The following is a 23413-nucleotide window of genomic DNA, read 5'->3' on the forward strand; positions in this document are numbered from 1 at the left end:
AGCGTGAGTTCGAGACCCTGGACTGAACGAAGTGAGGGAAGCGGCTCGGGCCACGCCCTCAGGAAAGCGTCCCCAGCTGTAGCTTCCATCCCATGACGAACACTAAGTAACTCACCCTAGCAACCCTTTTAAGCTAGAATGAAAACATTCAAAATAAAAGGTTGGTGATTTAGCTGGAACTTGAATCTACCCTATTTCAAGAGCCAACAAGAATTCATATCCACATGCCAGTGTGTGATTCACTTCTCCCACTTTAATAAGTAGGATGGAAGCGGAAGCTAGCGGCGACTCCTGATGGATCAGCTTGACAGGTGAGACAACCAAAAGAGAGCGCAGCGAACTGGTTGGCTCACCGCGAGCCCATAGGAAAGCGTCCGCTAGCTGTAGCTTCCATCCCATGACTAACACTAAGTAACCCACCTAGCCAATCTCTATATCCAAAATAACAACATTCATAATAAAAAAGGAAATGCAAGATTTTGTCGAATAGGAATAGGGTAGCGTCAAACAGAATGTACTAGGGGGAATGGGAAATGTCAGTTAAAACAGCAGACCTTTGCGATGACTTCATCGACGAACTGCAAGTGTGCACAGTAGAGTTCAAATCCTACGGGAAGCACAAGAGATTCTCGGGGCCGATCTCGACAGTAAAAGTCTTTGAAGACAATGTGTTAGTAAAGGAAGCACTACAAACGATTCCAGAAGGCAATGTATTGGTTGTAGACGGCGGAGGGTCAAAACGCTGCGCGCTCATGGGGGACATGCTCGGCGAAATCGCGCAAGAACGTAAACTTGCGGGTGTTATTATCTATGGCTGTGCACGCGACACAGCGGATCTCGGTACACAGGAAATCGGTGTCATGGCGATCGGCAGCATGCCCGTGAAAAGCATCAAACGTGGCGAAGGGCAGAGAGAGGAAGTCCTTCACTTCGGAAACGTTGTATGGACACCAGGTCACTATGTCTACGCGGATGAAGACGGGGTAGTCGTTGCGCCTCGCCAACTAGTTTAATACAGGTCGCTCGCATAAGTGCGGGCGACTTTTTTATCTAAAAACGTACATTAATTTGAGTGTTAATCTTTTACATTACGCAAAAAATATACTATAATTGAATTAATCAAAGATAGTCAAAGTCAAATAGATGAGAGGCGGATGTATATGCGTATGGATGGAATGCAAGAAGATCAGCGCTCACCACTAGAGCAATTCGGTCGCAATCTTGTGGAAGAAGTGAAAAACGGGAAAATGGATCCGGTTATTGGCCGGGATGAAGAAATTCGAAATGTAATCCGTATATTATCGAGAAAGACAAAAAATAATCCAGTCTTAATCGGTGAGCCGGGAGTCGGTAAAACGGCGATTGTTGAAGGATTGGCACAGCGTATTGTAAAAGGTGATGTGCCTGAAGGGTTGAAAAACCGTCAGATTTTCGAGCTGGATATGAGTGCGCTAATTGCGGGTGCGAAGTATCGTGGAGAGTTTGAAGAGCGTCTGAAAAGTGTCTTGAAACAAGTGAAAGAAAGTGATGGAGAAATCATCATGTTCATTGATGAGATTCATACTATAGTAGGTGCTGGAAAAACAGAAGGTGCGATGGACGCGGGGAATATGTTGAAGCCGATGCTTGCTCGTGGTGAATTGTACTGTATTGGTGCGACGACGCTTGACGAGTACCGGATGTATATCGAGAAAGATCCGGCACTTGAAAGACGATTCCAGCAAGTGATGGTACGTGAACCGTCTATAGAAGATACGGTGTCGATTTTGCGTGGATTAAAAGAACGTTTTGAATTGCACCATGGTGTGCGTATTCATGACCGTGCAATTGTTGCGGCGGCAACATTATCTGATCGGTATTTAACTGAGCGTTTCATGCCGGATAAAGCGATTGATTTAATTGATGAAGCGAGCGCAATGATTCGTACGGAAATTGATTCAATGCCGTCTGAACTGGATGCGGTGACTCGTAGAATTATGCAACTCGAAATTGAAGAGCAAGCGTTACGTAAAGAGAAAGATACGATGAGTCAGTCACGACTTCAGACTTTACGAGAAGAGCTGCAAGACTTGAAAGATTCTTCAAAAGATATGCGGGAACAGTGGGATGAAGAAAAAGCAACGTTAAAAATTATTCAAAGTAAACGGGAAGAACTTGATCGCTACCGCCGTGAACTTGAGGAAGCGCAAAGTAATTTTGATTTGAACAAAGCCGCTGAATTACAGTACGGTAAAATCCCGACGTTGGAAAAAGAATTGAAAGAATTGGAAAGTCCGTTAGAAGGAACAAAAGATATACGTCTTTTACGTGAAGAAGTGACGGAAGAAGAAATTGCTTCTATTGTTGCGCGGTGGACAGGCATTCCGGTAACGAAACTCGTTGAAGGCGAGCGTGAGAAGTTATTGCGCTTGCATGAAACATTAAAAGAACGTGTCATTGGACAAGACAACGCAGTACAACTCGTCACTGAAGCTGTCTGGCGTGCGCGTGCTGGCATACAAGATCCGAATAAGCCTATTGGGTCGTTCTTGTTCCTTGGGCCGACTGGTGTAGGAAAGACAGAGCTTGCGAAAACGCTGGCTGCTACGTTATTTGATTCGGAAGATCATTTCGTGCGAATCGATATGTCCGAGTATATGGAGAAACACAGTGTGTCACGTCTAGTCGGTGCACCTCCAGGATATATCGGCTATGAAGAAGGCGGTCAGTTAACGGAAGCGGTTAGAAGAAATCCATATGCTGTCGTGTTGTTGGATGAAATTGAAAAAGCGCATCCTGATGTGGCAAATATATTACTGCAGATTCTAGATGATGGACGTATTACAGATAGTCAAGGACGTTTAGTTAACTTTACCAATACTGTTGTCATCATGACTTCGAATATCGGGTCCGCTTATTTACTCGATAATGATCTGGAGGATACAGAACATGCCAAAGAAGATCTGATCATGGCAGCTCTTCGCGGTCATTTCAAACCTGAGTTATTGAACCGAATGGATGATATCATCATTTTCCATTCATTGACTACCGATTCATTTAAAGCAATTACCAACAAGATGCTCGGTGATTTAGTTAGTCGTCTGGAAGAGCAGGATCTCGAGCTCGTCTATGATGATGAAGTACTCGACTGGATTGTTCGTGAAGGAGCAGATGCGGACTTTGGTGCGCGGCCATTGAAACGATTCATTCAGCGACATGTGGAAACGAAAGTTGCGAAAGAAGTAATACGAGGTGGTCTTGTAGAAGGACAGCAAATCAAATTGTCCATGCACGAAGGAGAATTGGTTGTAGAAGTTGTCCGATGAGATCAAAATAAAAAGCGTAAGAACTGGTGAACAGTTCTTACGCTTTTTGATCGTAAATCAAACGTCTGCTGGAGATTCGTTTGGAATGATTGCAGTGATAATCAATACAAGTACAGCCAAAACGATTGAGACGGTAACGCCCGCCATGAAGTCAAATGCATTGCCACCAATGGAGCCTGCAACGTAGTTTAACATAGCTACCAAGAGGAACGACCAAACAAATGTCATAATATAGTGCATGATTTTCACCTCGACTAGTCTATTTCATCATCCATCATACCATAGCAAACTAAATCGTTGAAAACAATATATGTATTATATTTGACGAAAAAGTGTCCTCGTCTTGAAAAAACACATTTTTTCTTCTATAATTACTACCAGGTACTAATATTAGATGATAAGGAACGGGGTAGATGAGATGAGAGCTGGACTTTTAGGAATGGGAAAATATGTTCCGCCCACTATTGTAACAAATGAAGATTTAGAAAAAAGTTTAGATACTTCAGACGAATGGATTCGCACGCGTACGGGAATTGAAGAACGTAGAATCGCATCAGATGATATTAAAACATCAGACATGGCCTTTGAAGCAGCAAAAAACGCATTACAATCAGCAGATATTCGTGCTGATCAAATCGGTCTGATTTTGGTAGCTACGGTTACACCGGATACGATTTTCCCGTCCGTTGCAGCGATGATCCAGGAACGTTTAGGTGCAAAGAACGCAGCAGCGATGGATGTTTCTGCAGCATGTGCTGGGTTCATGTATGGTGTGGTAACAGCGAAGCAATTTGTTGAATCGGGCACGTATGATTATGTGTTAGTAGTAGGCGTGGAGAAGTTATCAGGAATCGTTGACTGGGAAGACCGCAATACTGCTGTCTTGTTTGGAGATGGCGCAGGAGCTACAGTTGTTGGTAAAGTAAGTGAAGGAAGAGGGATCCTTTCATTTGAATTGGGTGCAGATGGTTCAGGCGGAAAACATCTTCAACATGACAAACATTTAGAAATGAATGGCCGTGAAGTATTCAAGTTTGCGGTACGTCAAATGGGAGAAACAGCAGTCAGTGTCGCTGAAAAAGCCGGTTTAACGACGGACCAAGTGGACTACTTGATTCCTCACCAAGCAAATATTCGTATTATGGAAGCGTCACGAGAGCGTTTAGGCTTACCGGTTGAGAAAATGTCGAAAACGGTTCATAAGTACGGAAATACATCGGCTGCATCTATACCGATTTCATTGACAGACGATTTAGCGGAAGGTCGAGTGAAAGATGATGATGTGATTGTTCTCGTAGGGTTCGGTGGCGGCTTGACATGGGGCGGCTTATGTATAAAATGGGGTAAGTAAATAGCCTGGCAAATAAAAGTTGACAATAGAAAGGAAGTTTGAAATTGGAAAAACGACGTGTAGTAGTAACGGGTATCGGTGGAGTCTCTCCAGTAGGTAACTCAGCTGAAGAATCTTGGAAATCCGTGTTAGAAGGGAAATCGGGTATTGACACGATGACAAGACTGGATCAGGAGAAATTCCCGGTCAGCGTAATGGCAGAAGTTAAAGGTTTCGATATCGAGCAATACGTTTCCCGCAAAGATGCCCGCAAAATGGATCGATTCACGCATTATGCAGTTGCTTCTGCGATGATGGCAATGAAAGACGCAAACCTTGAACTTGAAGGCGACCTAGCGCTTCGTACAGGGGTTTGGATCGGTTCTGGAATCGGCGGAATGGAATCACATGAGACACAATTCAATACATTCCTAGAAAAAGGATACCGACGCGTCAGTCCATTTTTCGTTCCAATGATGATTCCGGATATGGCTGCAGGACAAGTATCGATTTTCACTGGTGCTAAAGGAATCAACTCTTGTTCCGTAACAGCTTGTGCATCCGGTACAAACTCTATCGGAGATGCATTTGAAGTAATCCTGCGCGGAGATGCAGACGTTATGATCACAGGTGGAACTGAAGCGCCGATCACGTCACTTGCAGTAGCAGGTTTCATCGCAAGCACAGCGTTATCTTTAAATGATGATCCTAGCAAAGCTTCCCGTCCGTTCGATAAAAACCGTGATGGCTTCGTAATGGGTGAAGGTGCAGGGATTTTGATTTTGGAAGAGTATGAACATGCGGTGGCGCGTGGGGCGAAGATCTATGCAGAAATCGTCGGCTACGGTTCAACAGGAGATGCGCATCATATTACAGCACCAGCACCAGGCGGAGAAGGCGGAGCGCGTGCGATGCGACAGGCATTGGCAAAAGCGGGCGTTGAACCTACGCAAGTGGATTATATTAACGCGCATGGAACGAGCACACCGTATAATGATTTGTTTGAGACGATGGCAGCAAAGACTGTGTTTGGTGATCATGCGTATAAGTTGGCAATGAGTTCGACGAAGTCCATGACGGGTCATTTGCTTGGCGCGGCTGGTGGTATTGAGGCGATCTTTACTGTGAAGGCGTTGCAGGAAGGGATTTTGCCTCCTACGATGAACTATGAGACGCCGGATCCAGAGTGTGATTTGGATTATGTAGTGAATGAAGCGCGTAAGGCAGATATTATGTATGCGATGAGTAACTCGCTTGGTTTTGGCGGGCATAATGCTTCGTTGGTGTTTAAGAAGATATAAAGGTAGACGGAAAGGGGCATTTGGACTCCTTTCCGTTTTTATTATTGGAGAAGTTCAAGTTCAAGAGTAAGTGGGAGGGCACCGTTGATCTGCGTTCCAGGCGGACGCGTTCCGCGGGCACGGCTTCAATCTCCTCGTCACTGCGTTCCTGCGGGGCTTTCAGCTCGCGCTGTTCCCGCTGGAGTCGCCGCCTGAAACGAAGATCAACTCTTGTATATTTTTTACAAAAGAAGTTCGTTACATTCAAATTCTAAATCAATATCAACCCCAACCCCAACCCCAACCCCAACCCCAATCCCAACCCCAATCCCAACCCCAACCCTAATCCCAACCCCAACCCCAACCCCCATAAAATAAATTCATACTAAAAAAGACTGAAGACATGCTCCTTGGAAGGTATTTTAGGAGATGTTTTCAGTCTTTTTGGTTGTGGGCAACGGGACTCGTCTAATTGCACCTGGTTTGAACATAGGATGAAAGAAAAGGGAAAAGGACGAGATGTTTGTGACGCGTTTTTTTGTGTTTATTTGTTGTTACTGTGTCATTGTAGTGACGCTCGCCAATTTGTTGTTTTACTTAAATTATTCTGCTCTTGGTTATGATTATAGACAGATATTTATTTTTATTGTGCAATCGACTGATTTTATGATGTTGGTGACGGCGGTAATTTTATTACTGCTTACCGTGTTCGTCCCAAGCCCATCGCGGCCTCCATCTCTTTGAGGGTGGCGGAAGCGATGGCGTTTGCTTTTTTTGCTCCTTCGTCGAGAATTTCATCGAGTTCAGGGGAATCGATTAATTCATGATAGCGTTCTTGAATTCCAGCCAAATGTGTGTTGATGGCTTCAGCGACACCGGTTTTAAATGCTCCGTAGCCTTGGCCTTCGTATTTCACTTCTAATTCTTCGATGGTTACACCGCTCAGTGAAGATTCGATAATTAATAAATTGGAAACACCTGGTTTGTTTTCAACATCGAATTTCACAATACCTTCAGAATCCGTTACTGCACTTTTAATTTTCTTTTCGATTTCTTTTGGCGTGTCCAAAATGGTGATCGTAGCTTTTTTATTTGGATCAGATTTACTCATTTTTTTCAACGGATCTTGTAAAGATTTTATGCGGGCTCCATTTTTAGGAATACGAACGGCCGGAATGGTCAATACTTTTCCGTAACGGCTATTGAAGCGTTCTGCTAGATCTCTAGTTAACTCTAAATGCTGCTTCTGATCTTCACCGACTGGCACGATATCCGTGTTATACAATAAAATGTCCGCAGCCATTAATGGAGGGTAGGTAAGAAGTGCGGCAGATACACCTTCTGCTCCATCTGATTTGTCTTTAAACTGTGTCATACGCTCGAGTTCCCCAATGTACGAAATACATTGCATGATCCAGCCGGCTTGTGCATGAGCTGGAACTTCTGACTGGATGAATAAAGTAGATTTTTCCGGATCGATGCCACTTGCAATATATGTAGCGGCTAATGAACGAATCGCTTGTTTTAAGTCATCGGGATTTTGCTGCACTGTAATTGCGTGCTGATCAACGATGCAAAAAATACAGTCCTCGTCGTTTTGAAGCTCAACAAATTGACGGAACGCGCCAATGTAGTTCCCTAATGTAATGACACCTGTTGGTTGTACGCCTGAAAAAATAGTTTTCATAAGCATGTATCCTCCTTTGAATTGTCGACTGGAACGAAACAGTCTGTATCATCCGTAAAAAATGGCATAAAAAAACATCAGTCATCCCCTGTAAATAGGGACGATTGATGAAAGGTAACCGTGGTACCACCCGAATTGCTAAAAAATAGCCACTCTATTCCCGTAACGTGAGAAGACGTGATGGAGTACTGTTTTCATCCATCAAGCTCAGGAGCCCATTCTTTTTGTGCAGCTTTACTTGTTTTCACCTTATACAAGCTCTCTACAAAAACCGCCACAAAAATACTATTTCCTTCAATGCCATTCACTTATTGCTTAAGATTATATCGATACCTTATAAAAAATGCAACTTTGATTGGCTATAACGAAATTCTTTTACACTATATGAAACCTTTTAGTACACTTGTACGTACTATGTAGTGAGGGAATAATTAGCAGATTTATTTTCTAAATGAGAATGCATTTTTTAACAAATGAAATGTTTAAAATATTTCCACCCTGGGTATAACAGTAGAAGGTGCTCATTAATCGCAGAATACAGCATGATTCTCTACTGGCATGTTGAAAAATAAGAAATTGTGAATTCCGAAAAAGTTTTTTTGAAAAACTATATTAATTGAGAATGATTAAGTGTATAATGAACAGTATAGACATTAATTATAATAATTCTAATTTGAATTACATGAATTGCAAGTATACAAAATCTAATGAGCGTAAGCCGTAGGAAAGGACGTGTCAATATATGGGTGTCACACTTTATACATCGCCTAGTTGTACATCTTGTAGAAAAGCAAAAGCATGGTTGGAGGAACATGAGATTCCTTATACAGAGCGTAATATCTTCTCTGAACCATTGAATATTCAAGAAATCAAACAAATTCTTCGGATGACTGAAGACGGTACTGACGAAATTATTTCAACACGATCCAAGATTTTTCAAAAATTAAATGTTGACGTAGAAAGTCTTCCACTTCAAAGACTTTATGAATTGATTCAAGAGCATCCTGGGCTTTTAAGAAGACCAATCATTCTAGATGAAAAAAGACTCCAAGTAGGGTATAATGAAGATGAGATTCGTCGTTTCCTACCGAGAAAAGTTAGAGCCTATCAGCTGCTCGAAGCGCGGCGGATGGTAAACTAATCTTAATAACAAAAGCTGATAGGGATGACACGGGATACAATTGTGCCTATCAGCTTTTTTGAATTGATATTCCCTTGTATTCCTCTAGCTTAACCACTGCAATGCGTATAGAATGAAAATGAAATGTAATAAACCCTTACGAAAACGTCGTAGTCGACATATAGTAGTAATAAGCATTGCAAGTGTGTATTAGTATATAACAGGGGAGGGCCTGTTTTACAGAAGGGAGAGATAAGGGATGGAAATAGAACGCATTAATGAAAACACGGTAAAGTTTAATCTGTCCTATGGAGATATTGAAGCCCGTGGTTTTAGTAAAGAAGACGTCTGGTATAATCGTGACAAAAGCGAAGAGCTTTTTTGGGATATGATGGATGAACTTGGTGATGACACGGAATTTGAAGTAGAAGGACCGCTTTGGATTCAAGTTAACGCAATGAATGAAGGCATTGAAGTGATTGTCACTCGCGCACATCTTCCGAAGAATGCAGAATCATCACAGTTTCCTTTTGGAATTGAAGATCCAGAAGAATTATTCGATCCAATTTTCGATGCGATTACTGATTCTGAAGAAGAAAATGAAGAAGAGTTGCAAGTGACAGATAAAATATTTGTTTTCAATGAATTTGACCAGATCATACCATTGGCTAGCAAAATGATTTCACTCGAAGACGAATTTGATTCGCAACTATACGCATTCGAGGATCGTTATTATCTCAACTTACGCTTCGATTATTCTCTCATTGAGAAGAAACGTGCGAAAGACATTGCCAGCATGGTAACGGAATACGGTGCAGTGTCTAAAATGTCTATTCATCGTATAGCTGAGTATGGCAAGGAAGTTATGGGATCTGACGTATTTGAACAAGTAACTAAATATTTTTCATAAGACTCTAAAAGGCTACCGGTAATTTGGTAGCCTTTTTTACTTTGTTCCTAGAAAATCTGGAACTCTGAGGGCGAGGGAAGTAATATCATTGAACCCACTTCGGCGCTAGCAGATGGCTCCCGTGAAGAGCCAAGGACAGGAAGTGCATCTGTCCCTGTCTCTTCACTACGCCTACTGCTTGGAAGGCGCCTTCGTTTTTTTAGTGGAATAGCACTAAGTACTCTGTTCTAGCACGTCACTAGTTACATGTGCAGGGTTGATACAGAAAATCACATAGATAGGAGAACAATCATTATCTCTTGTAGAGGATTCTGTTTAACGAATGGAGAAAACTTTACATTTCATTAATAGTAGAAAATCAAACTAGTTGATCGTAAGTGGAAGCCGTCCCCCCTGGAGCGTCGATCAATGGTGCCCCCCATCTCAGCCTCCTAATTCAAAAAAACGTAAAATTTCTCTTGCCAACTAATCAGAAAATTCGTAGTATATAAGAGAAGGAGTGTGAAGGCCTTGTTAACAGCTCTTACAAGTGGCGGGAAGCAAGTCGTATTAACACGACAGTGGTCCCTAGCCAACTTACGAGAGTGGCGTAAAAACGAAACCTTTCATTGTCCAGAGTGCAAAGAACAAGTACTCCTAAAAGTCGGCGACATTGTGATCCCACATTTTGCTCATCTGAAACAAACCACCTGCCGAGATAGTTTCTCAGAAGGGGAGTCCCCAACCCATCTACTCGGTAAAATCCAACTCTATGAATTATTTTCACGTCTTCAACTACAAACAGAAATGGAGCCTTATCTGCGCGACATCAGACAACGTCCTGATCTGCTTGTGACGTGGCGAAATGAGCAAGTCCCTATTGAATTTCAGTGCAGTACGATTCCTATCGCGCGTATAGTAGAACGTAACGCTGGCTACCATAACGCAGAAATGATGGCTATATGGATCTTACTCACACCCACGCAACTACAAGACTCTTCATCATGTGTCCTTACCTATCGATTTAGTCAATTCCAACAACACTTTATCCGCCACATTCATTCACACACAAAAGAAGCGTTATCCGTGTTCATCACGTACAATCCGTTACAGCAACACTTTCACTACCTCAGTCATTTCATCCATCTTCGTGGTACTGCGTTTGTGGTATGTCACTCCGTCATGCGAAGTACACATCAAACGATTCCATTCGCTATCCCTGCTACTCCATCCGCAAAAGACATAGAAGAATTAACACGTCAATATCTATCTGCGCGACGAAAGTATCTTCGGTCGGTAATTGGGTATAATCAAAGAGGTATCCATCATCGCTTTTTGCGTGCATGTTATGAATTGCGTGTCCAGCCCATTCAACTGCCCGCATGGATCGGCGTTCCGACATTCGGGCAAGCCGCATTTACAGAGTCTGATAGTGAATGGCAATTACTACTTATTGCGGCAATCCGACAAACGAGAAGTACACCTTTTCAACTACATCGCTCTATTCTTCAGTCGTTTGTCAAAACATTTGAAGGAGATTCAAGCCGACAATTAGAAGCTTGTCAAAGTTATGTGGATTTCTTGAAAGAGCGCCGCATAGATATCTATCGATTGGATCAATTCATGGGGAAAGACTTTGTGCTGGAAATACTTTCAGGGCGATTTCTTGCAATGCATGCCAGGAATTGAGAAAATACAAGAGAATCAAATAACGGTAAATGCAGGAGGAGGAATTGGATTGACGAATGATCACAAAGTATTGACGCGCGATGAAGTATCTGAAGAGGAAACATGGCGCCTGGAAGATATATTTTCATCTGATGAAGAATGGGATAAAGAGTACAGCAAAATTGAAGAGCTAGCCAAAGAGGCAGAACAGTATAAAGGCACTTTAGGAAATGGAGCCCGTCCACTTTTTGAAGCGTTAACATATCGTGATAAGTTGGCAGAACGTCTACGAAGATTGTACACGTATGCGCATCTTAAAACAGATCAGGATACGACAAACAGTTTTTATCAGGCGATGGATGGTCGAATTAGAACGTTAGTCGTGAAAATATCTACAGCATTATCCTATTTCACTCCAGAATTACTCTCGATCGATGAAAAGCAACTGAACGAAACGATTGAGTCGCATGAAGGCTTGCGTTTATATAAACAGGAATTTGAAGAGTTGAATGCAGAACGCGCTCACGTTTTATCTTCAGAACAGGAGCAATTAATCGCGCAGTTATCTGAAGTGACAGGAAAATCTTCCGAAACATTCAGTATGTTAAATAATGCGGATCTAACTTTTGGCTTGGTTAAAGATGAAGAGGGAAATGACGTTCAATTGACACATGGTCGTTATTCACAATTTCTAGAGAGCAAAGACCCAAAAGTTCGAGAAGCGGCTTTTAAAGAAATGTATTCAAGATATGGAGAGTTTAAAAATACATTTGCTTCGACATTAAGCGGTAATGTAAAAGGGCATAATGTCAACGCGAGAATTCGAAATTATAGCTCAGCAAGAGCAGCAGCATTATCCAATAACCATATTCCGGAGCAAGTGTATGAAAACCTGGTGTCTACCATCAATAAAAATCTAGGTTTATTGCATCGTTATGTAGCATTACGCAAAAAAGTCCTGAATGTGGATGAGCTTCATATGTGGGATATCTATACACCACTAGTAGAAGATACAAAGATGAAGTACACATACGAAGAAGCAAAAGATACTATGCTAGAAAGCTTCCATCCGCTTGGTGAAGATTATCGGGAAGTTGTAAAGGAAGGTCTTGATAATCGCTGGGTGGATGTTCGCGAAAATAAAGGGAAACGTTCAGGTGCGTATTCTTCCGGCTCTTATGGAACGAATCCTTACATCTTAATGAACTGGCAAGACAATGTAAGCAATTTGTTCACGTTAGCGCATGAGTTCGGACATAGTGTACACAGTTATTATTCCCGTAAGTATCAACCATTCATATATAGTGGTTATTCTATATTTGTGGCGGAAGTTGCATCAACAGTGAATGAAGCATTGCTGAATGACCACTTATTGAACGTGACAACAGATGAAGATCAGCGGATTTACTTGTTAAACTATTGGCTAGATGGATTCCGTGCGACGGTGTTCCGCCAGACGATGTTTGCGGAATTCGAACATTTGATTCATCAGCTGGATCAAGATGGTGTACCGTTGACTGCCGAAAAGTTAACCGAAGAATACTATGCTTTGAATAAAAAGTATTATGGTGATGCGATTGTTAGTGATGAGGAAATCGGTTTAGAATGGGCGCGTATTCCTCACTTCTATATGAATTATTATGTCTATCAATACGCGACAGGATATAGTGCGGCTGTGGCGCTTAGCAAGCAGATTTTAGAAGAAGGGGAGCCTGCTGTAGAACGTTATATTACGAATTTCTTAAAGGCAGGTTCATCCGACTATCCAATCGAAGTATTGAAAAAAGCAGGTGTCGATATGACATCTGAAAAACCGATTGAAGAAGCGTGTCGGGTATTTGAAGCGAGATTGGAAGAACTGGAACAGTTATTGGCCAAAAGAGGGTAACTTTTGACTGCATGTTTCGACAGGTATTCGCGAAGTCCATGACATTTGGATGAAAACTGTTATAATTTGTTGAAGTCATAAGTCATTTATGATATGGTGTAATTGTGGAATAAATCACATACCAAACATACACCCCTTTTGTTTGAACGTGAACATTTCTCCCATTCCCTTTGAAAGAGAGCATTCACTCCCCCCCAGGAGCGGATGCTCTTTTCTTTATTTCTATACGTAAAAAAGACGAAGCCCCAACAAATTGTTGGGGCTTCGACTAGTATAAGTGCTATTTAATTAGTGAACAATTTGGTTGCTTTTTACGCCATAACGTACGATCTTGGAAAGGGATTCGTTCGATTTCCTGTTTGAGTAAGCGTTTCTTTAATTCGCGTTCCGCTTCTTTTTCCGTCACGTGACACATTTCTGCGATTTCTTTCGTTGTGAGTAAATCAAAACGATTGAATAACAAATCAATAGTAGGAGGCATTTCTGGTAGAAGTTGTTCTCCGATTAGTTCTTCTAAAATCTGTTCGTAGATCGCATAGTCATAGAGGCCGCTTACTTTCAATCCTTCGTCTTCTATATTGCTATTGAAGAAAACGAAAGTTGGGGCTTCATCCACTTCCATTTCGTTACCTAAATACATATCGACTTGCAAAGCACGCGATGTTTCTTCAGAAGTAAAATCCGCGATAAATTCATCCACGTCTAAATTAATCCGTGCAGCAATTTCAACGAGAACTGAATAGGACGCGACGTCACGCTTCTTCAAGAAGGAGTACTCAAGTAAACAAGATAGGTAACGGAATCCAGCTCGCTTACCTTGGAACTCTGCAGCTTTTACTGCAATATTAGGGAAACAAGGGTTTGACCGCTTAGTTGATTTTGCATCGTTCGGATCAAGTAAAGAAGGTGGATTCAGTTTTGTCATAGGTGTTCTTAACGCGATGCGTAACGTAAAATAGTGATCGTATTCGACCTGCATTTTACGTAGCAACGGTTGCAGTGACCAACAATCTTTACAATAAGGATCAAGAAATACATAAAGTTCAATGGGCTTTACTGAAGCAGAGAAGTGTAACGTATCATCAATAACAGTAAGATAGTTCACTGATCTTCCTCCTCGTTCCTATTTACCATATGGTTGGCTGTTAAGACAAGGCGCTTATAGTAGACTTCCCGAAGTGGACCCTCCAGTCCTACGTCGTCCATTGCCTCAGCCATGCATGCTAGCCATGCTTCTGCGCGTGTAGGTGTTATAGGGAAAGGGTTATGTCGAGCTCTCATCATAGGATGTCCGTGCTCTTCCGTGAATAGGTTCGGTCCACCAAGATATTGTGTTTGAAATTGTTTTTGCTTCCTAATGGTTTCAGATAAATCATCAGGAAATATAGGAATGAGATCTGGGTGTACAGCCACCTTAGCGTAAAATGTTTCAATCAGTTCATGTAGTTTTTTCTCGCCGATCTCCTCAAAAGGGATGACAGGTTTTCGAGTCATTGAATTCACACCCCTTCGTGCATTTGTATCTGTATTCTATCAACGAACGAATTTCTATACAAATAAAAGAACTTATTTTGTTTCTTGTTATATAGCAGATTGGATCGCTCGAGTCGGATCCACTATCTAGCTAATCTGCTTCAAAGTCGCATTGGGCTTGCCATCCACTGGATAGTTGTAAGTACACGTGGTAAAAAACGACAGCGAAAATTTCACACCATTTGGTGGTAGTAGTTCATGACTTTTTTTACGTAGTTCTGGGTTTCTTTAAAAGGCGGGATGCCTCCGTATTTTTTTACGTTCCCCGGTCCTGCGTTGTAGGCTGCTAGTGCCATTTCATTCGAGCCGAATTGGTTGAGCATGTTGCGTAGATATTTGGCTCCGCCCATGATGTTTTGGTGAGGGTCCATGGGATTTGACACGCCAAGGTATTTAGCTGTACCTGGCATGAGTTGCATGAGCCCAGCAGCGCCTGCATGACTTTTTGCATTGCTTTTGAAGTTGGATTCCTGTTTGATGACGGCGGCTAGTAGTTTTTCCGGTAGTTGGTATTTATCAGCAGCTTGTTTGATGATATCTGCGTATGGAGTAGTAGTTGCTAGCGACGATGTAGCCGGTGATTTAGCTGTAACTACTTCAACCGGGCTTTGTGATAGACCAAATGATGCTACGCTGCTTCCTTGAGTAAATAATTGCGCGGATTGTGTTGCGAGTTCAGCGCTAATGTTGTTGCCTTCCAACAATTGCGTAAGTACCATTTGGAACGAATTGGAGTTGGTCGGTGTATTACTACTGAAGGATTGAACCGCTCCAAGAGTTTGCAGTGTATTGATTTCAAGGAGTAACCGAGTGTTAATGGGTTGGAGATTCATACTTTTTCCTCCTGTTTATTGAAGATGGTAAATAGGTTTGTTTATTATATTCATTATACCAACTTTCTTACCATAATGCACAATAACGAAATGCAACTATGTGTGGCATATGGTAGACTAAACGTAAAGACTTTAATTAAGGATGTGGATGTCTTGAACATGAAAAATAAAATCATTGATACACGTAACAACGGTAATGAAGTTCAATTTGTATTGAATCCCGAAGCAGAGTGGCCGTTAGGTTCTCCAACTGGAAAAATGTTGACAGACACAGATCATCAATCGTTTGTATATATATTTGATCATGAGACCGGCTATCGTTATGCGTATTTCCCGAAAGACAGCTGGCGTGGGCTAGTTGATATGCTACTGCAACAAGCAGAACCCGTGTTGATTTGGCAAGATCAGAAGATACGATTAACAGGTGCTGCAGACGAATTGCAGGCGTTGATATTCAATATTGAAGGCAATGATAATTATGGTGAGGAATTTAGTTCAGCCGTAGAAGAAATATTCAAGCCGGTGCTGGAAAAGGTGAATTGATATATGGCAAAACAAATTCACAAAAAGAATGGAAGTGATGTAATGAAATTTACAATTCAGTCGCGAAATGATGAGTTATCCAATAAGTTAATGAAAGAAGCCCGTGTATATTTGCGCGATTTCGGTTTAAAGTATGATGAGGAAGAGCCGGATATTGTATTGTCCATCGGTGGCGATGGAACGCTATTACATGCTTTCCATAAATACATACACCGCTTGGATAAGACATCATTTGTGGGAATTCATACGGGACACTTAGGGTTTTACGCGGATTGGAAACCTTCTGAAATAGAAAAACTGGTGATCTTGATCGCAAGACAAGAGTACGAGGTCATCGAGTATCCTTTGATTGAAGTGACGATCAATTATCGTCATTCCGAAAAAAGTGCATCCTATTTAGCGTTGAATGAATCGACCGTAAAATCACCTGAAGTTACGTTGGTGATGGATGTTGAATTAAATGGAGAACACTTTGAACGATTTAGAGGAGATGGGCTTTGCATGTCGACGCCATCTGGATCCACTGCTTACAGCAAATCGCTAGGCGGTGCGATTATCCATCCTTCATTGCCATCTATGCAATTGACAGAAATGGCGTCGATTAATAATCGCGTATTCCGTACAGTAGGATCTCCACTCATTTTACCCGATCATCATATTTGTACATTGACGCCTGTAAAAGGTCCTGATTTCATGGTGACAGTCGATCATTTGCAACTCCTTCATAAAGATGTGAAATCTATCGAATATAAAGTGTCCAATGAAAAAATGGGCTTTGCGCGCTTCCGTCCTTTCCCATTCTGGAAACGTGTAGAAGAATCATTTGTCGCGAGTGATTTAATCTATGAACGTGAAGATGATGAAAAGAAAAAATAATACGCAGTTTCAATTACAATTCGTTGTGAAGAAAAGTGCAGTGCTGCGTGAATTTTTGGCACAGCATGAAATTTCCAAAACGACGTTAACTGCTATTAAATATCGCGGTGGAGAGATATTGGTGAATGGGCAATCTCGAAACGTGCGTCATCAATTACAGCCAAATGATCAAGTGACAGTATTATTCCCTCCTGAACAGGTGAGTGATGGCTTGATTCCACAAGAAGGTACCTTATCCATTTTGTATGAAGATGAAACTCTTTTAGTGCTTGATAAACCCGCTGGGCAAAGTACGATCCCATCTCGCAATCATCCTTCTGGAACGCTTGCGAATTTTGTCTGTGGAAAATTTGAAAGAGAAGGTATTCTTTCAACTGCTCATATGGTGACACGTCTTGACACGGATACGTCAGGTATTATTTGTGTGGCGAAAAACCGCCATATCCATCATCTATTAAGCAAACAAATGGTGCAGGGTTTGTTTCAACGCCACTATACCGCATTCTCAGAAGGTATAATTACTACACCGTTCCTGACTATTGAACAACCGATTGGCAGAAGAGAAGGTAGTATTATTGAGAGAATGGTACGGGATGATGGTCAGTATGCAAAAACAGATGTATCAGTAACTGCACATTATCGTCATGAAACAGACTGTTTTACCGTCATAGACTTGACGTTACATACAGGTCGTACGCATCAAATTCGTGTGCACATGCAATGGCTCGGACATCCACTTGTAGGTGATGATTTATACGGGGCGGATGGGAATGTATTCCCACGCCAGGCACTGCATTGTTCTGGTGTCAGTTTACTTCATCCACTCACGAAAGAGAGAATGCACTTTACTAGTCCGTTGCCGGAAGATATGCAATACTATTTACGGCAAAGTCAGCAAGTGTGCGGATTCGAAAAACAGCAACAGCTCTGTTAATGCAAAGCAGTCATAACGTTTTATAGTAACTAATTCGTACGTTTAAGCGTATCGTATGTGCAGAAGGGAAGGTGTGAAATCATGACTACTCAACCAGAACAAATGAAAAGTGAAATCGTTTTGGATGCGGTGAAATTGCGGGAATTACTGCTCAACGAAGATATTCATTCGTTCAGACAAGAATATCTGGTACTTCATCCATACGATCGAGCAACTTTTTATGAAGAAGTGGGTCCAGAGCTTCGTGAATTAATGTATTTTTATCTATCACCAAAAGAGCTTGCGGAAATATTTGAAACAAGTGAAATTGAGGAAGATGAATACGAAGAGTTCCTTGAGGAGATGGACGCGACATATGCCGCAGAGATGATTTCATACATGTTTGTGGATAATGCGGTTGATGTCCTGAAAGAACTAGATAAAAAGAAAGTCGTTAGCTATTTAACATTGATGGATAAAGAAGCGGCGCTTCAAATTAAAGCATTACTACACTATGAAGAATATACTGCCGGTTCGATCATGACGACGGAATTCGTCACGGTTTCCGAGAATTCCACCGTTCGTTCCGCTATGACGATTTTGCGTAGTGAAGCACCAAGCGCTGAGACCATTTACTATATTTTTGTTGTAGATGATTACCAGCGTTTGACTGGAGTCGTTTCGTTACGTGACTTAATTATTGCCGATGAAGATACGTTAATCCGCTCTATTATGAGTGATCGTCTCGTCAGCGTATCCGTTTCGGATGACCAAGAAGACGTCGCTCGAACGATTCAGGATTATAACTTCCTAGCTGTTCCAGTCGTCGACTTCCAGCAACATATACTGGGGATTATCACAGTCGATGACATTATCGACGTAATCGATGAAGAAGCATCGGATGACTATTCTAAACTTGCCGGTGTTTCGACAATGGATACATTTGATAAAAACCCATTCTCTGCTGCCAAAAAACGGATTCCATGGCTACTGATTTTATTGGTTCTCGGAATGTTGACAGCAAATTTAATTGATTTATTTACGGATACGATTTCTCAAGTTGCTTTATTAGCAGCATTTATCCCCTTAATCGCCGGAACTGCCGGAAATAGTGGAACGCAGTCACTTGCTGTTGCGGTTCGTGGTATCGCAACACGTGATATTGAAGATGAAAGTAAGTTGAAGTTACTAATACGAGAAGCAGGCACGGGAATTATTACAGGTTTAATTTGTGCGATATTCGTCGTCTTATTAATCTTTATCTGGAAGCATGAACTGGTGATTGCATTACTAGTAGGAGCAGCGATGATGGTTTCAATTTTCGTTGCTACCATTTCGGGATCATTTATTCCGTTATTTATGCATAAACTTAAAGTGGACCCGGCTGTTGCCTCAGGGCCATTTATTACCACGCTCAACGACGTCATTAGTGTCGTCATTTATCTAGGACTTGCAACAGTATTCCTTAGTTCTTTATGAACTAGGAATACTGTTTTTTTTTGGAACGTTAGGCGCTTTACTTACATATGCTAACTAAAAGGAAGTGATAAAAATGCGTAATGAAAAGCCGTTGCTGTTCATCTCCAGTCCGATAATTAGAAAATATCGGTATATCCCTATAGTTGAAGAAGAAAGCACATCCGTTTTCGAGCCGGAACACTCAAGAGGATCAGAGGGCCCCGTTGTCTTACCTGTTACGGAGAATGTGTCGGTGCAAGAGTCGCCAGAGATTGAAAAAGATTTAGTAGCTACTCAACTGATTCGCCAAAAATTAGAGTACTTGCACCACCCATTCCGTAAAGAATTGTATGCACCATTAGAAATCATCACAGAAAAAGGAAGTATCAAAGGAAAGTTGCATGGTATAGAAAACGAAGTGGTCTGGTTCAACACGAACAAAGAAATAACCTCAGTCCGTATGGAAGAAATTTTAGATATCCTCTGGAAACAGCAATCATTCACTATTTAATTCTTATTACTAACAAGGCGAACCCATTAAACGGGTTCGCCTTGTTTTTTCGTATATGTAGAAAACATTCACCTGAAAGGGAGTTTAAAAACGCCACTGCATTCCATACATTTCTTTTGCTACATCTAAAAAGACGAACCCTATTATCGTAGGGTTCGCCATTTAGCATTGCAAGAAACCAATCAATCTTCATCGCAGAAATTGATATACACATCATCAATACACTGAATGCCGCAGAAGCAGCTCAAATCAACCGTCAAGCATGTATTCGTAGGTCCAAAACCATTCACCTTACAAATTTTTTCATAACAGATCTTTCCGTCCGTCGTAATATCAAACGGGTGTCCGTTATATAAAGGCTGCAATACTTGAATGGTAGCACAGCAAGAATCAAACACGGTCTGTACACGGAAGAATACGGAAACACAGCTCGTATGCTTATGATGTGACGATGTATGATTAGCTAGTGTCTCTTCTGCTGTCATTTTAGGATAATGCTTCCGTTTGCCACCTCTGAATACTGCCTTGAAATAGTCCCCGTTACCCGTCAGTAAACTGAACACGCGTGTGTTGACGCGGCCTCTAACCGGGCTGACTAAACTGCCAAGCGGCGCCATGAAACAATCTGTATCACACTCTACACAATCCACTTCCGGACACGTATTCTGGACGCGTTGGATAAAGCGCACTACTTCACAAATACAATTCGACTTATGACAGCCATCATGTTTGCTGTCTTTTTTTTCACATCCCACTACTGTCCACCTCCTGTTTGTCGTTCTCTATACTTTATGCATGGGTAATCGACATGACAGGGCGCTTTCCTCAATATGCATAAATCCGACATAAAAGATACATGCTAGATAGAAGGGAGGCGTCGAATTTGAAGAAACTAAGTATAATATTACTTATTCTTGGTCTACTCACTGGTTGTAGTGAGAAAGGAACGTATATTAAAAATACTACTCCGTATGATGAGCATTCGGTAGAGAATGTCTTGATGAGTAATGAACATGTGAAGCTAGCAAAGGTACTGCTATATGAAGATGAATTGCTAGCAGGGATTCGTGTCAATACGTTTTCCCGATTTAAAAAGAAAGCTATTGCCAACAAAATTCAAAAAAAATTGGAACGTGAGTATCCTGACTTAAAAGTCACCGTGTCGGCAGATAGTAAAATCTTATTGGAAACGGAGAAGTTGATCAATAAAAAAAGCGAGAAAAATTATCGAAAGAAAATTGATAAAATCAAATCAATTGAAAAGGAGCAAACCTAATGCAACAGGAAAAGTATGCCCAAATAGAGAAAGAGTTATCACCTAAACCACCCATTATGAAAAATGTCATTAAAGCTTTCTTGATTGGTGGTTCGATATGTCTAATTGGTCAATTTATTGCACTTTTTTATATTACGTACTTTGACTTCACGGAGCGCACAGCGAGTAATCCGACTGTTGCCACAATGATTTTCATCGCTATGTTGTTAACGGGTTTTGGACTATATAAAAAGATTGCCCAATTTGGCGGGGCAGGCGCAGCGGTACCGATAACGGGATTCGGCAATGCTGTCGTCTCGGCCTCCATTGAACATAAATCGGAAGGATATGTACTAGGTGTTGGCGGGAATATGTTTAAACTAGCGGGTTCAGTCATTTTATTTGGTGTCTTTTCAGCCTTTGTTGTAGCGCTGATCAAGACGATCTTAGTGAAATTTGGTGTGGTCTCATGGTAAAACGGGGCGTGTTAACCTTTCATTCCAAGCCGAGTATTTACGCAACGGGTGTAACGGCAGGTCCGTTGGAAAACAAGAAAAGTGTGTTTGCGCAGCAATTCGACAAATCGTATGAAGATGAGCGCTGTGATTTGCCGACGAACGAAGACGGTCATAAGCAGTTAATGTATGATGCTGTATTGATTGCACTGAGTAAAGCAAAGAAACAGCCGGAGAAAATCGATTTCTTATTAACCGGTGACTTAGTCAATCAAATGACACCTTCTAATTTCACAGCACATGCATTAGCTATCCCGTATATTGGTCTGTTTTCCGCTTGCGCTACTTCTGTTTCATCTATGATTACGGCGGCATTGCTTGCGGATGCGAAGCATGCAAACTGGATCGTGGCGGGCTCTTCTAGTCAACATAATGCAATTGAACGGCAGTTCCGATATCCGGTGGAGTATGGTTCACAAAAAGGAGCAACTGCACAGTGGACAGTCACAGCGGCGGGGGCTGCATTGATTGGACAACATACACAAGGCACCCCAGTGATTGACTGCGCTACTGTAGGAAAAGTGGTAGATATGGGAATGACGGATCCGTTGAACATGGGATCTGCAATGGCTCCAGCAGCCAGTGATACATTGATGAATCACTTAACAGGGCATGGTAAAACGGTCGATGATTATGACACGATCATCACGGGGGATTTAGGAAGTAATGGTTTCAAAATCTTTAAAGCGTTAGCCAATGAAAATGGTTTACCGCATACGAAAAACTTTCGGGATGCCGGAGAAGAGTTTTATGGTAATGATCCGTCCTTTAAAGCAGGAGCAAGTGGATCTGGTTGTTCAGCAGCGGTATTTTTTTCCGATGTGTATCAAAAATTGCTGACTGGGGAGTATAAGCGGGTTTTATTGCTAGCGACTGGTGCCTTACTATCCCCTTTATCATTTCAACAAGGAGATACCATTCCGTGTATTGCTCACGCTATTGAACTCACAATGGAAGAGGTGACAGCACCATGATATCTATATATATTACATCATTTATTGTGGGTGGCTTGATTTGTGTCATTGGGCAATTACTGATGGATGTCGCAAAGTTAACGCCTGCTCATACTTTATGTTCACTGGTTGTAGTGGGATCGGTGTTGGATGGAATCGGTTGGTATGAACCGTTTATTGATTTTGCTGGTGCTGGCGCTACGATTCCCATTACTTCATTCGGGAACGCATTGACACATGGCGCGATGGCGGAAGCCGAGAGACACGGCTTGGTCGGTGTAGTAACTGGAATGTTTGAAGTGACAAGTTCGGGAATTAGCGCAGCCATCATTTTCGGACTAATCGGTGCATTGCTTTTTACTTCAAAAGGAAATATTTAAACTACCAAAACGCCCTCTCCAATTCATTCTTCTCTGCATATAGTAGAGAAGAAAGGAAGGAGGGGTTTTTCATGTACGGATGTTATCCATCTCAAGGTGGTTACGGATATGGCGGAGGTTATGGTGAACGATATGGCGGTTCTTCATTCGTCTTGATTGTAGTTCTGTTTATTTTACTAATCATTGTAGGCAGAAGCTATTTCTAAGGAGGAGAACTGACTATGAACGATTCATTCTTTAAAAAAATAGAATCTAAGACGGGTGTGCCGATGGAAGAAGTCTTTGCATTAGCGAATGCCATTCAATATGCCGATTTCAAAGACGAAAAACAAGTAAGAAAAATCATTCGAAAAGTAAGTCAAGTAGCTAAAAAAGATGTGCCACAATCAGTAGAAGATGAATTAGTTAACTCTATCATAACAAGTGGTAAAGGGTTAAATTTGAACGATATATCACAAATGCTAGGTGGTAAGTAA

The 23413-nt window shown here is 41.7% G+C and carries 26 protein-coding genes and 1 other annotated feature; of the genes, 19 read left to right on the forward strand and 7 right to left on the reverse strand.

All coding sequences use genetic code 11. From position 1 onward, the window contains the following. Window positions 1-186: 186 nt before the first annotated feature. On the reverse strand, window positions 187-408 hold the full coding sequence (locus tag CSV63_RS00005) for a hypothetical protein (RefSeq protein ID WP_099694000.1): 222 nt from the start codon (window positions 406-408) through the stop codon (window positions 187-189). A gap of 125 nt (window positions 409-533) precedes the next feature. Here CSV63_RS00005 and rraA point away from each other — a divergent pair, with 125 nt between their 5' ends. Further along, entirely contained in the window at window positions 534-1013 is a 480-nt protein-coding gene (gene rraA, locus CSV63_RS00010) for a ribonuclease E activity regulator RraA (protein ID WP_099694001.1), read from the forward strand. A gap of 153 nt (window positions 1014-1166) precedes the next feature. Next, complete coding sequence (locus tag CSV63_RS00015) at window positions 1167-3305, forward strand: ATP-dependent Clp protease ATP-binding subunit (RefSeq protein WP_369823776.1); 2139 nt, start codon at window positions 1167-1169, stop codon at window positions 3303-3305. 57 nt (window positions 3306-3362) lie between these two features. On the opposite strand, the gene CSV63_RS00020 is transcribed toward CSV63_RS00015, so the two are convergent. Then, entirely contained in the window at window positions 3363-3545 is a 183-nt protein-coding gene (locus tag CSV63_RS00020) for a YjzD family protein (protein ID WP_099631038.1), read from the reverse strand. A 178-nt stretch (window positions 3546-3723) separates the two neighbouring features. On the opposite strand from CSV63_RS00020, the gene CSV63_RS00025 reads away from it, so the two are divergent. Together CSV63_RS00025 and fabF are read left to right on the forward strand one after the other, a co-directional pair. Beyond that, a complete protein-coding gene (locus tag CSV63_RS00025) occupies window positions 3724-4656 on the forward strand; it encodes a beta-ketoacyl-ACP synthase III (RefSeq protein ID WP_099694003.1) in 933 nt (310 codons plus the stop codon). 44 nt (window positions 4657-4700) lie between these two features. Further along, window positions 4701-5936: a beta-ketoacyl-ACP synthase II gene (fabF, locus tag CSV63_RS00030; protein ID WP_099694004.1), complete on the forward strand. Its 1236-nt coding sequence runs from the start codon at window positions 4701-4703 to the stop codon at window positions 5934-5936. Window positions 5937-6615: 679 nt separating this feature from the next. On the opposite strand, the gene trpS is transcribed toward fabF, so the two are convergent. After that, window positions 6616-7602 carry a tryptophan--tRNA ligase gene (gene trpS / locus CSV63_RS00035; RefSeq protein WP_099694005.1) on the reverse strand — a complete coding sequence of 329 codons (987 nt, stop codon included), beginning with the start codon at window positions 7600-7602 and terminating at the stop codon, window positions 6616-6618. A gap of 93 nt (window positions 7603-7695) precedes the next feature. Continuing rightward, window positions 7696-7909 (reverse strand) — a binding site (T-box leader). Window positions 7910-8344: 435 nt separating this feature from the next. Here trpS and spxA point away from each other — a divergent pair. The 4 genes from spxA to pepF all read left to right on the forward strand — a co-directional run bounded on the left by spxA (window position 8345) and on the right by pepF (window position 13167). Next, window positions 8345-8743, forward strand: coding sequence for a transcriptional regulator SpxA (spxA, locus tag CSV63_RS00040; protein WP_009765721.1), 399 nt, complete (start codon window positions 8345-8347; stop codon window positions 8741-8743). Window positions 8744-8981: 238 nt separating this feature from the next. Further along, complete coding sequence (gene mecA / locus CSV63_RS00045) at window positions 8982-9632, forward strand: adaptor protein MecA (protein ID WP_099694006.1); 651 nt, start codon at window positions 8982-8984, stop codon at window positions 9630-9632. Window positions 9633-10142: 510 nt separating this feature from the next. Beyond that, the gene (locus CSV63_RS00050) at window positions 10143-11300 is read left to right on the forward strand and encodes a competence protein CoiA (RefSeq protein ID WP_158233873.1); all 1158 of its coding nucleotides are present in this window, start codon (window positions 10143-10145) and stop codon (window positions 11298-11300) included. Between the two features lie 49 nt (window positions 11301-11349). Beyond that, window positions 11350-13167, forward strand: a complete 1818-nt coding sequence (gene pepF / locus CSV63_RS00055) for an oligoendopeptidase F (protein ID WP_233191920.1) — start codon at window positions 11350-11352, stop codon at window positions 13165-13167. A gap of 280 nt (window positions 13168-13447) precedes the next feature. Here pepF and CSV63_RS00060 read toward each other — a convergent pair whose 3' ends face one another. The 3 genes from CSV63_RS00060 to CSV63_RS16960 all read right to left on the reverse strand — a co-directional run bounded on the left by CSV63_RS00060 (window position 13448) and on the right by CSV63_RS16960 (window position 15533). Then, window positions 13448-14272 carry a DsbA family protein gene (locus tag CSV63_RS00060; protein WP_099632621.1) on the reverse strand — a complete coding sequence of 275 codons (825 nt, stop codon included), beginning with the start codon at window positions 14270-14272 and terminating at the stop codon, window positions 13448-13450. Beyond that, window positions 14269-14661, reverse strand: coding sequence for a globin domain-containing protein (locus CSV63_RS00065; protein WP_099675246.1), 393 nt, complete (start codon window positions 14659-14661; stop codon window positions 14269-14271). The genes CSV63_RS00060 and CSV63_RS00065 overlap by 4 nt, the downstream gene beginning before the upstream one ends. A gap of 212 nt (window positions 14662-14873) precedes the next feature. Next, the gene (locus CSV63_RS16960) at window positions 14874-15533 is read right to left on the reverse strand and encodes a lytic transglycosylase domain-containing protein (RefSeq protein WP_099694009.1); all 660 of its coding nucleotides are present in this window, start codon (window positions 15531-15533) and stop codon (window positions 14874-14876) included. A gap of 159 nt (window positions 15534-15692) precedes the next feature. On the opposite strand from CSV63_RS16960, the gene CSV63_RS00075 reads away from it, so the two are divergent. The 5 genes from CSV63_RS00075 (at window position 15693) to CSV63_RS00095 (ending at window position 19834) form a co-directional block, all read left to right on the forward strand. Beyond that, entirely contained in the window at window positions 15693-16076 is a 384-nt protein-coding gene (locus CSV63_RS00075) for a UPF0738 family protein (RefSeq protein WP_143565373.1), read from the forward strand. Window positions 16077-16118: 42 nt separating this feature from the next. Beyond that, on the forward strand, window positions 16119-16952 hold the full coding sequence (locus CSV63_RS00080) for an NAD kinase (protein WP_099632627.1): 834 nt from the start codon (window positions 16119-16121) through the stop codon (window positions 16950-16952). Further along, entirely contained in the window at window positions 16921-17886 is a 966-nt protein-coding gene (locus CSV63_RS00085; protein ID WP_233191921.1) for an RluA family pseudouridine synthase, read from the forward strand. Before CSV63_RS00080 ends, CSV63_RS00085 begins: the two co-directional genes overlap by 32 nt. Before the next feature lie 81 nt (window positions 17887-17967). Then, window positions 17968-19344 carry a magnesium transporter gene (gene mgtE, locus CSV63_RS00090; protein WP_099694011.1) on the forward strand — a complete coding sequence of 459 codons (1377 nt, stop codon included), beginning with the start codon at window positions 17968-17970 and terminating at the stop codon, window positions 19342-19344. A gap of 73 nt (window positions 19345-19417) precedes the next feature. After that, window positions 19418-19834: a hypothetical protein gene (locus CSV63_RS00095; protein WP_099694012.1), complete on the forward strand. Its 417-nt coding sequence runs from the start codon at window positions 19418-19420 to the stop codon at window positions 19832-19834. A 182-nt stretch (window positions 19835-20016) separates the two neighbouring features. On the opposite strand, the gene CSV63_RS00100 is transcribed toward CSV63_RS00095, so the two are convergent. Then, on the reverse strand, window positions 20017-20589 hold the full coding sequence (locus CSV63_RS00100) for a CotY/CotZ family spore coat protein (protein WP_099694013.1): 573 nt from the start codon (window positions 20587-20589) through the stop codon (window positions 20017-20019). A gap of 128 nt (window positions 20590-20717) precedes the next feature. On the opposite strand from CSV63_RS00100, the gene CSV63_RS00105 reads away from it, so the two are divergent. The 6 genes from CSV63_RS00105 to CSV63_RS00130 all read left to right on the forward strand — a co-directional run bounded on the left by CSV63_RS00105 (window position 20718) and on the right by CSV63_RS00130 (window position 23413). Next, a complete protein-coding gene (locus tag CSV63_RS00105; RefSeq protein WP_099694014.1) occupies window positions 20718-21110 on the forward strand; it encodes a hypothetical protein in 393 nt (130 codons plus the stop codon). Further along, window positions 21110-21565 (forward strand): stage V sporulation protein AC, encoded by a 456-nt coding sequence (gene spoVAC, locus CSV63_RS00110; RefSeq protein ID WP_099694015.1) that lies wholly within the window; start codon window positions 21110-21112, stop codon window positions 21563-21565. Before CSV63_RS00105 ends, spoVAC begins: the two co-directional genes overlap by 1 nt. Further along, the gene (locus CSV63_RS00115; protein ID WP_099694016.1) at window positions 21559-22578 is read left to right on the forward strand and encodes a beta-ketoacyl-[acyl-carrier-protein] synthase family protein; all 1020 of its coding nucleotides are present in this window, start codon (window positions 21559-21561) and stop codon (window positions 22576-22578) included. The genes spoVAC and CSV63_RS00115 overlap by 7 nt, the downstream gene beginning before the upstream one ends. Then, entirely contained in the window at window positions 22575-22937 is a 363-nt protein-coding gene (gene spoVAE, locus CSV63_RS00120) for a stage V sporulation protein AE (RefSeq protein ID WP_099694017.1), read from the forward strand. The genes CSV63_RS00115 and spoVAE overlap by 4 nt, the downstream gene beginning before the upstream one ends. 71 nt (window positions 22938-23008) lie before the next feature. After that, a complete protein-coding gene (locus CSV63_RS16865; protein WP_099694018.1) occupies window positions 23009-23143 on the forward strand; it encodes a YjcZ family sporulation protein in 135 nt (44 codons plus the stop codon). Between the two features lie 15 nt (window positions 23144-23158). Beyond that, entirely contained in the window at window positions 23159-23413 is a 255-nt protein-coding gene (locus CSV63_RS00130; RefSeq protein WP_099675237.1) for a stage VI sporulation protein F, read from the forward strand.

Source organism: Sporosarcina sp. P34 (genome assembly GCF_002743375.1).
Lineage (GTDB): Bacteria > Bacillota > Bacilli > Bacillales_A > Planococcaceae > Sporosarcina.

Excerpts from the sequence above, each read along its gene's own strand:
- rraA (WP_099694001.1), top strand. The coding sequence starts at position 534 with ATGTCAGTTAAAACAGCAGACCTTTGCGATGACTTCATCGACGAACTG.
- CSV63_RS00015 (WP_369823776.1), top strand. The coding sequence starts at position 1,167 with ATGGATGGAATGCAAGAAGATCAGCGCTCACCACTAGAGCAATTCGGT.
- CSV63_RS00020 (WP_099631038.1), bottom strand. The coding sequence starts at position 3,545 with ATGCACTATATTATGACATTTGTTTGGTCGTTCCTCTTGGTAGCTATG.
- CSV63_RS00025 (WP_099694003.1), top strand. The coding sequence starts at position 3,724 with ATGAGAGCTGGACTTTTAGGAATGGGAAAATATGTTCCGCCCACTATT.
- trpS (WP_099694005.1), bottom strand. The coding sequence starts at position 7,602 with ATGAAAACTATTTTTTCAGGCGTACAACCAACAGGTGTCATTACATTA.
- spxA (WP_009765721.1), top strand. The coding sequence starts at position 8,345 with ATGGGTGTCACACTTTATACATCGCCTAGTTGTACATCTTGTAGAAAA.
- mecA (WP_099694006.1), top strand. The coding sequence starts at position 8,982 with ATGGAAATAGAACGCATTAATGAAAACACGGTAAAGTTTAATCTGTCC.
- CSV63_RS00065 (WP_099675246.1), bottom strand. The coding sequence starts at position 14,661 with ATGACTCGAAAACCTGTCATCCCTTTTGAGGAGATCGGCGAGAAAAAA.
- CSV63_RS16960 (WP_099694009.1), bottom strand. The coding sequence starts at position 15,533 with ATGAATCTCCAACCCATTAACACTCGGTTACTCCTTGAAATCAATACA.
- CSV63_RS00075 (WP_143565373.1), top strand. The coding sequence starts at position 15,693 with ATGAAAAATAAAATCATTGATACACGTAACAACGGTAATGAAGTTCAA.
- CSV63_RS00080 (WP_099632627.1), top strand. The coding sequence starts at position 16,119 with ATGAAATTTACAATTCAGTCGCGAAATGATGAGTTATCCAATAAGTTA.
- CSV63_RS00085 (WP_233191921.1), top strand. The coding sequence starts at position 16,921 with ATGAACGTGAAGATGATGAAAAGAAAAAATAATACGCAGTTTCAATTA.
- mgtE (WP_099694011.1), top strand. The coding sequence starts at position 17,968 with ATGACTACTCAACCAGAACAAATGAAAAGTGAAATCGTTTTGGATGCG.
- CSV63_RS00095 (WP_099694012.1), top strand. The coding sequence starts at position 19,418 with ATGCGTAATGAAAAGCCGTTGCTGTTCATCTCCAGTCCGATAATTAGA.
- spoVAC (WP_099694015.1), top strand. The coding sequence starts at position 21,110 with ATGCAACAGGAAAAGTATGCCCAAATAGAGAAAGAGTTATCACCTAAA.
- CSV63_RS00115 (WP_099694016.1), top strand. The coding sequence starts at position 21,559 with ATGGTAAAACGGGGCGTGTTAACCTTTCATTCCAAGCCGAGTATTTAC.
- spoVAE (WP_099694017.1), top strand. The coding sequence starts at position 22,575 with ATGATATCTATATATATTACATCATTTATTGTGGGTGGCTTGATTTGT.
- CSV63_RS16865 (WP_099694018.1), top strand. The coding sequence starts at position 23,009 with ATGTACGGATGTTATCCATCTCAAGGTGGTTACGGATATGGCGGAGGT.
- CSV63_RS00130 (WP_099675237.1), top strand. The coding sequence starts at position 23,159 with ATGAACGATTCATTCTTTAAAAAAATAGAATCTAAGACGGGTGTGCCG.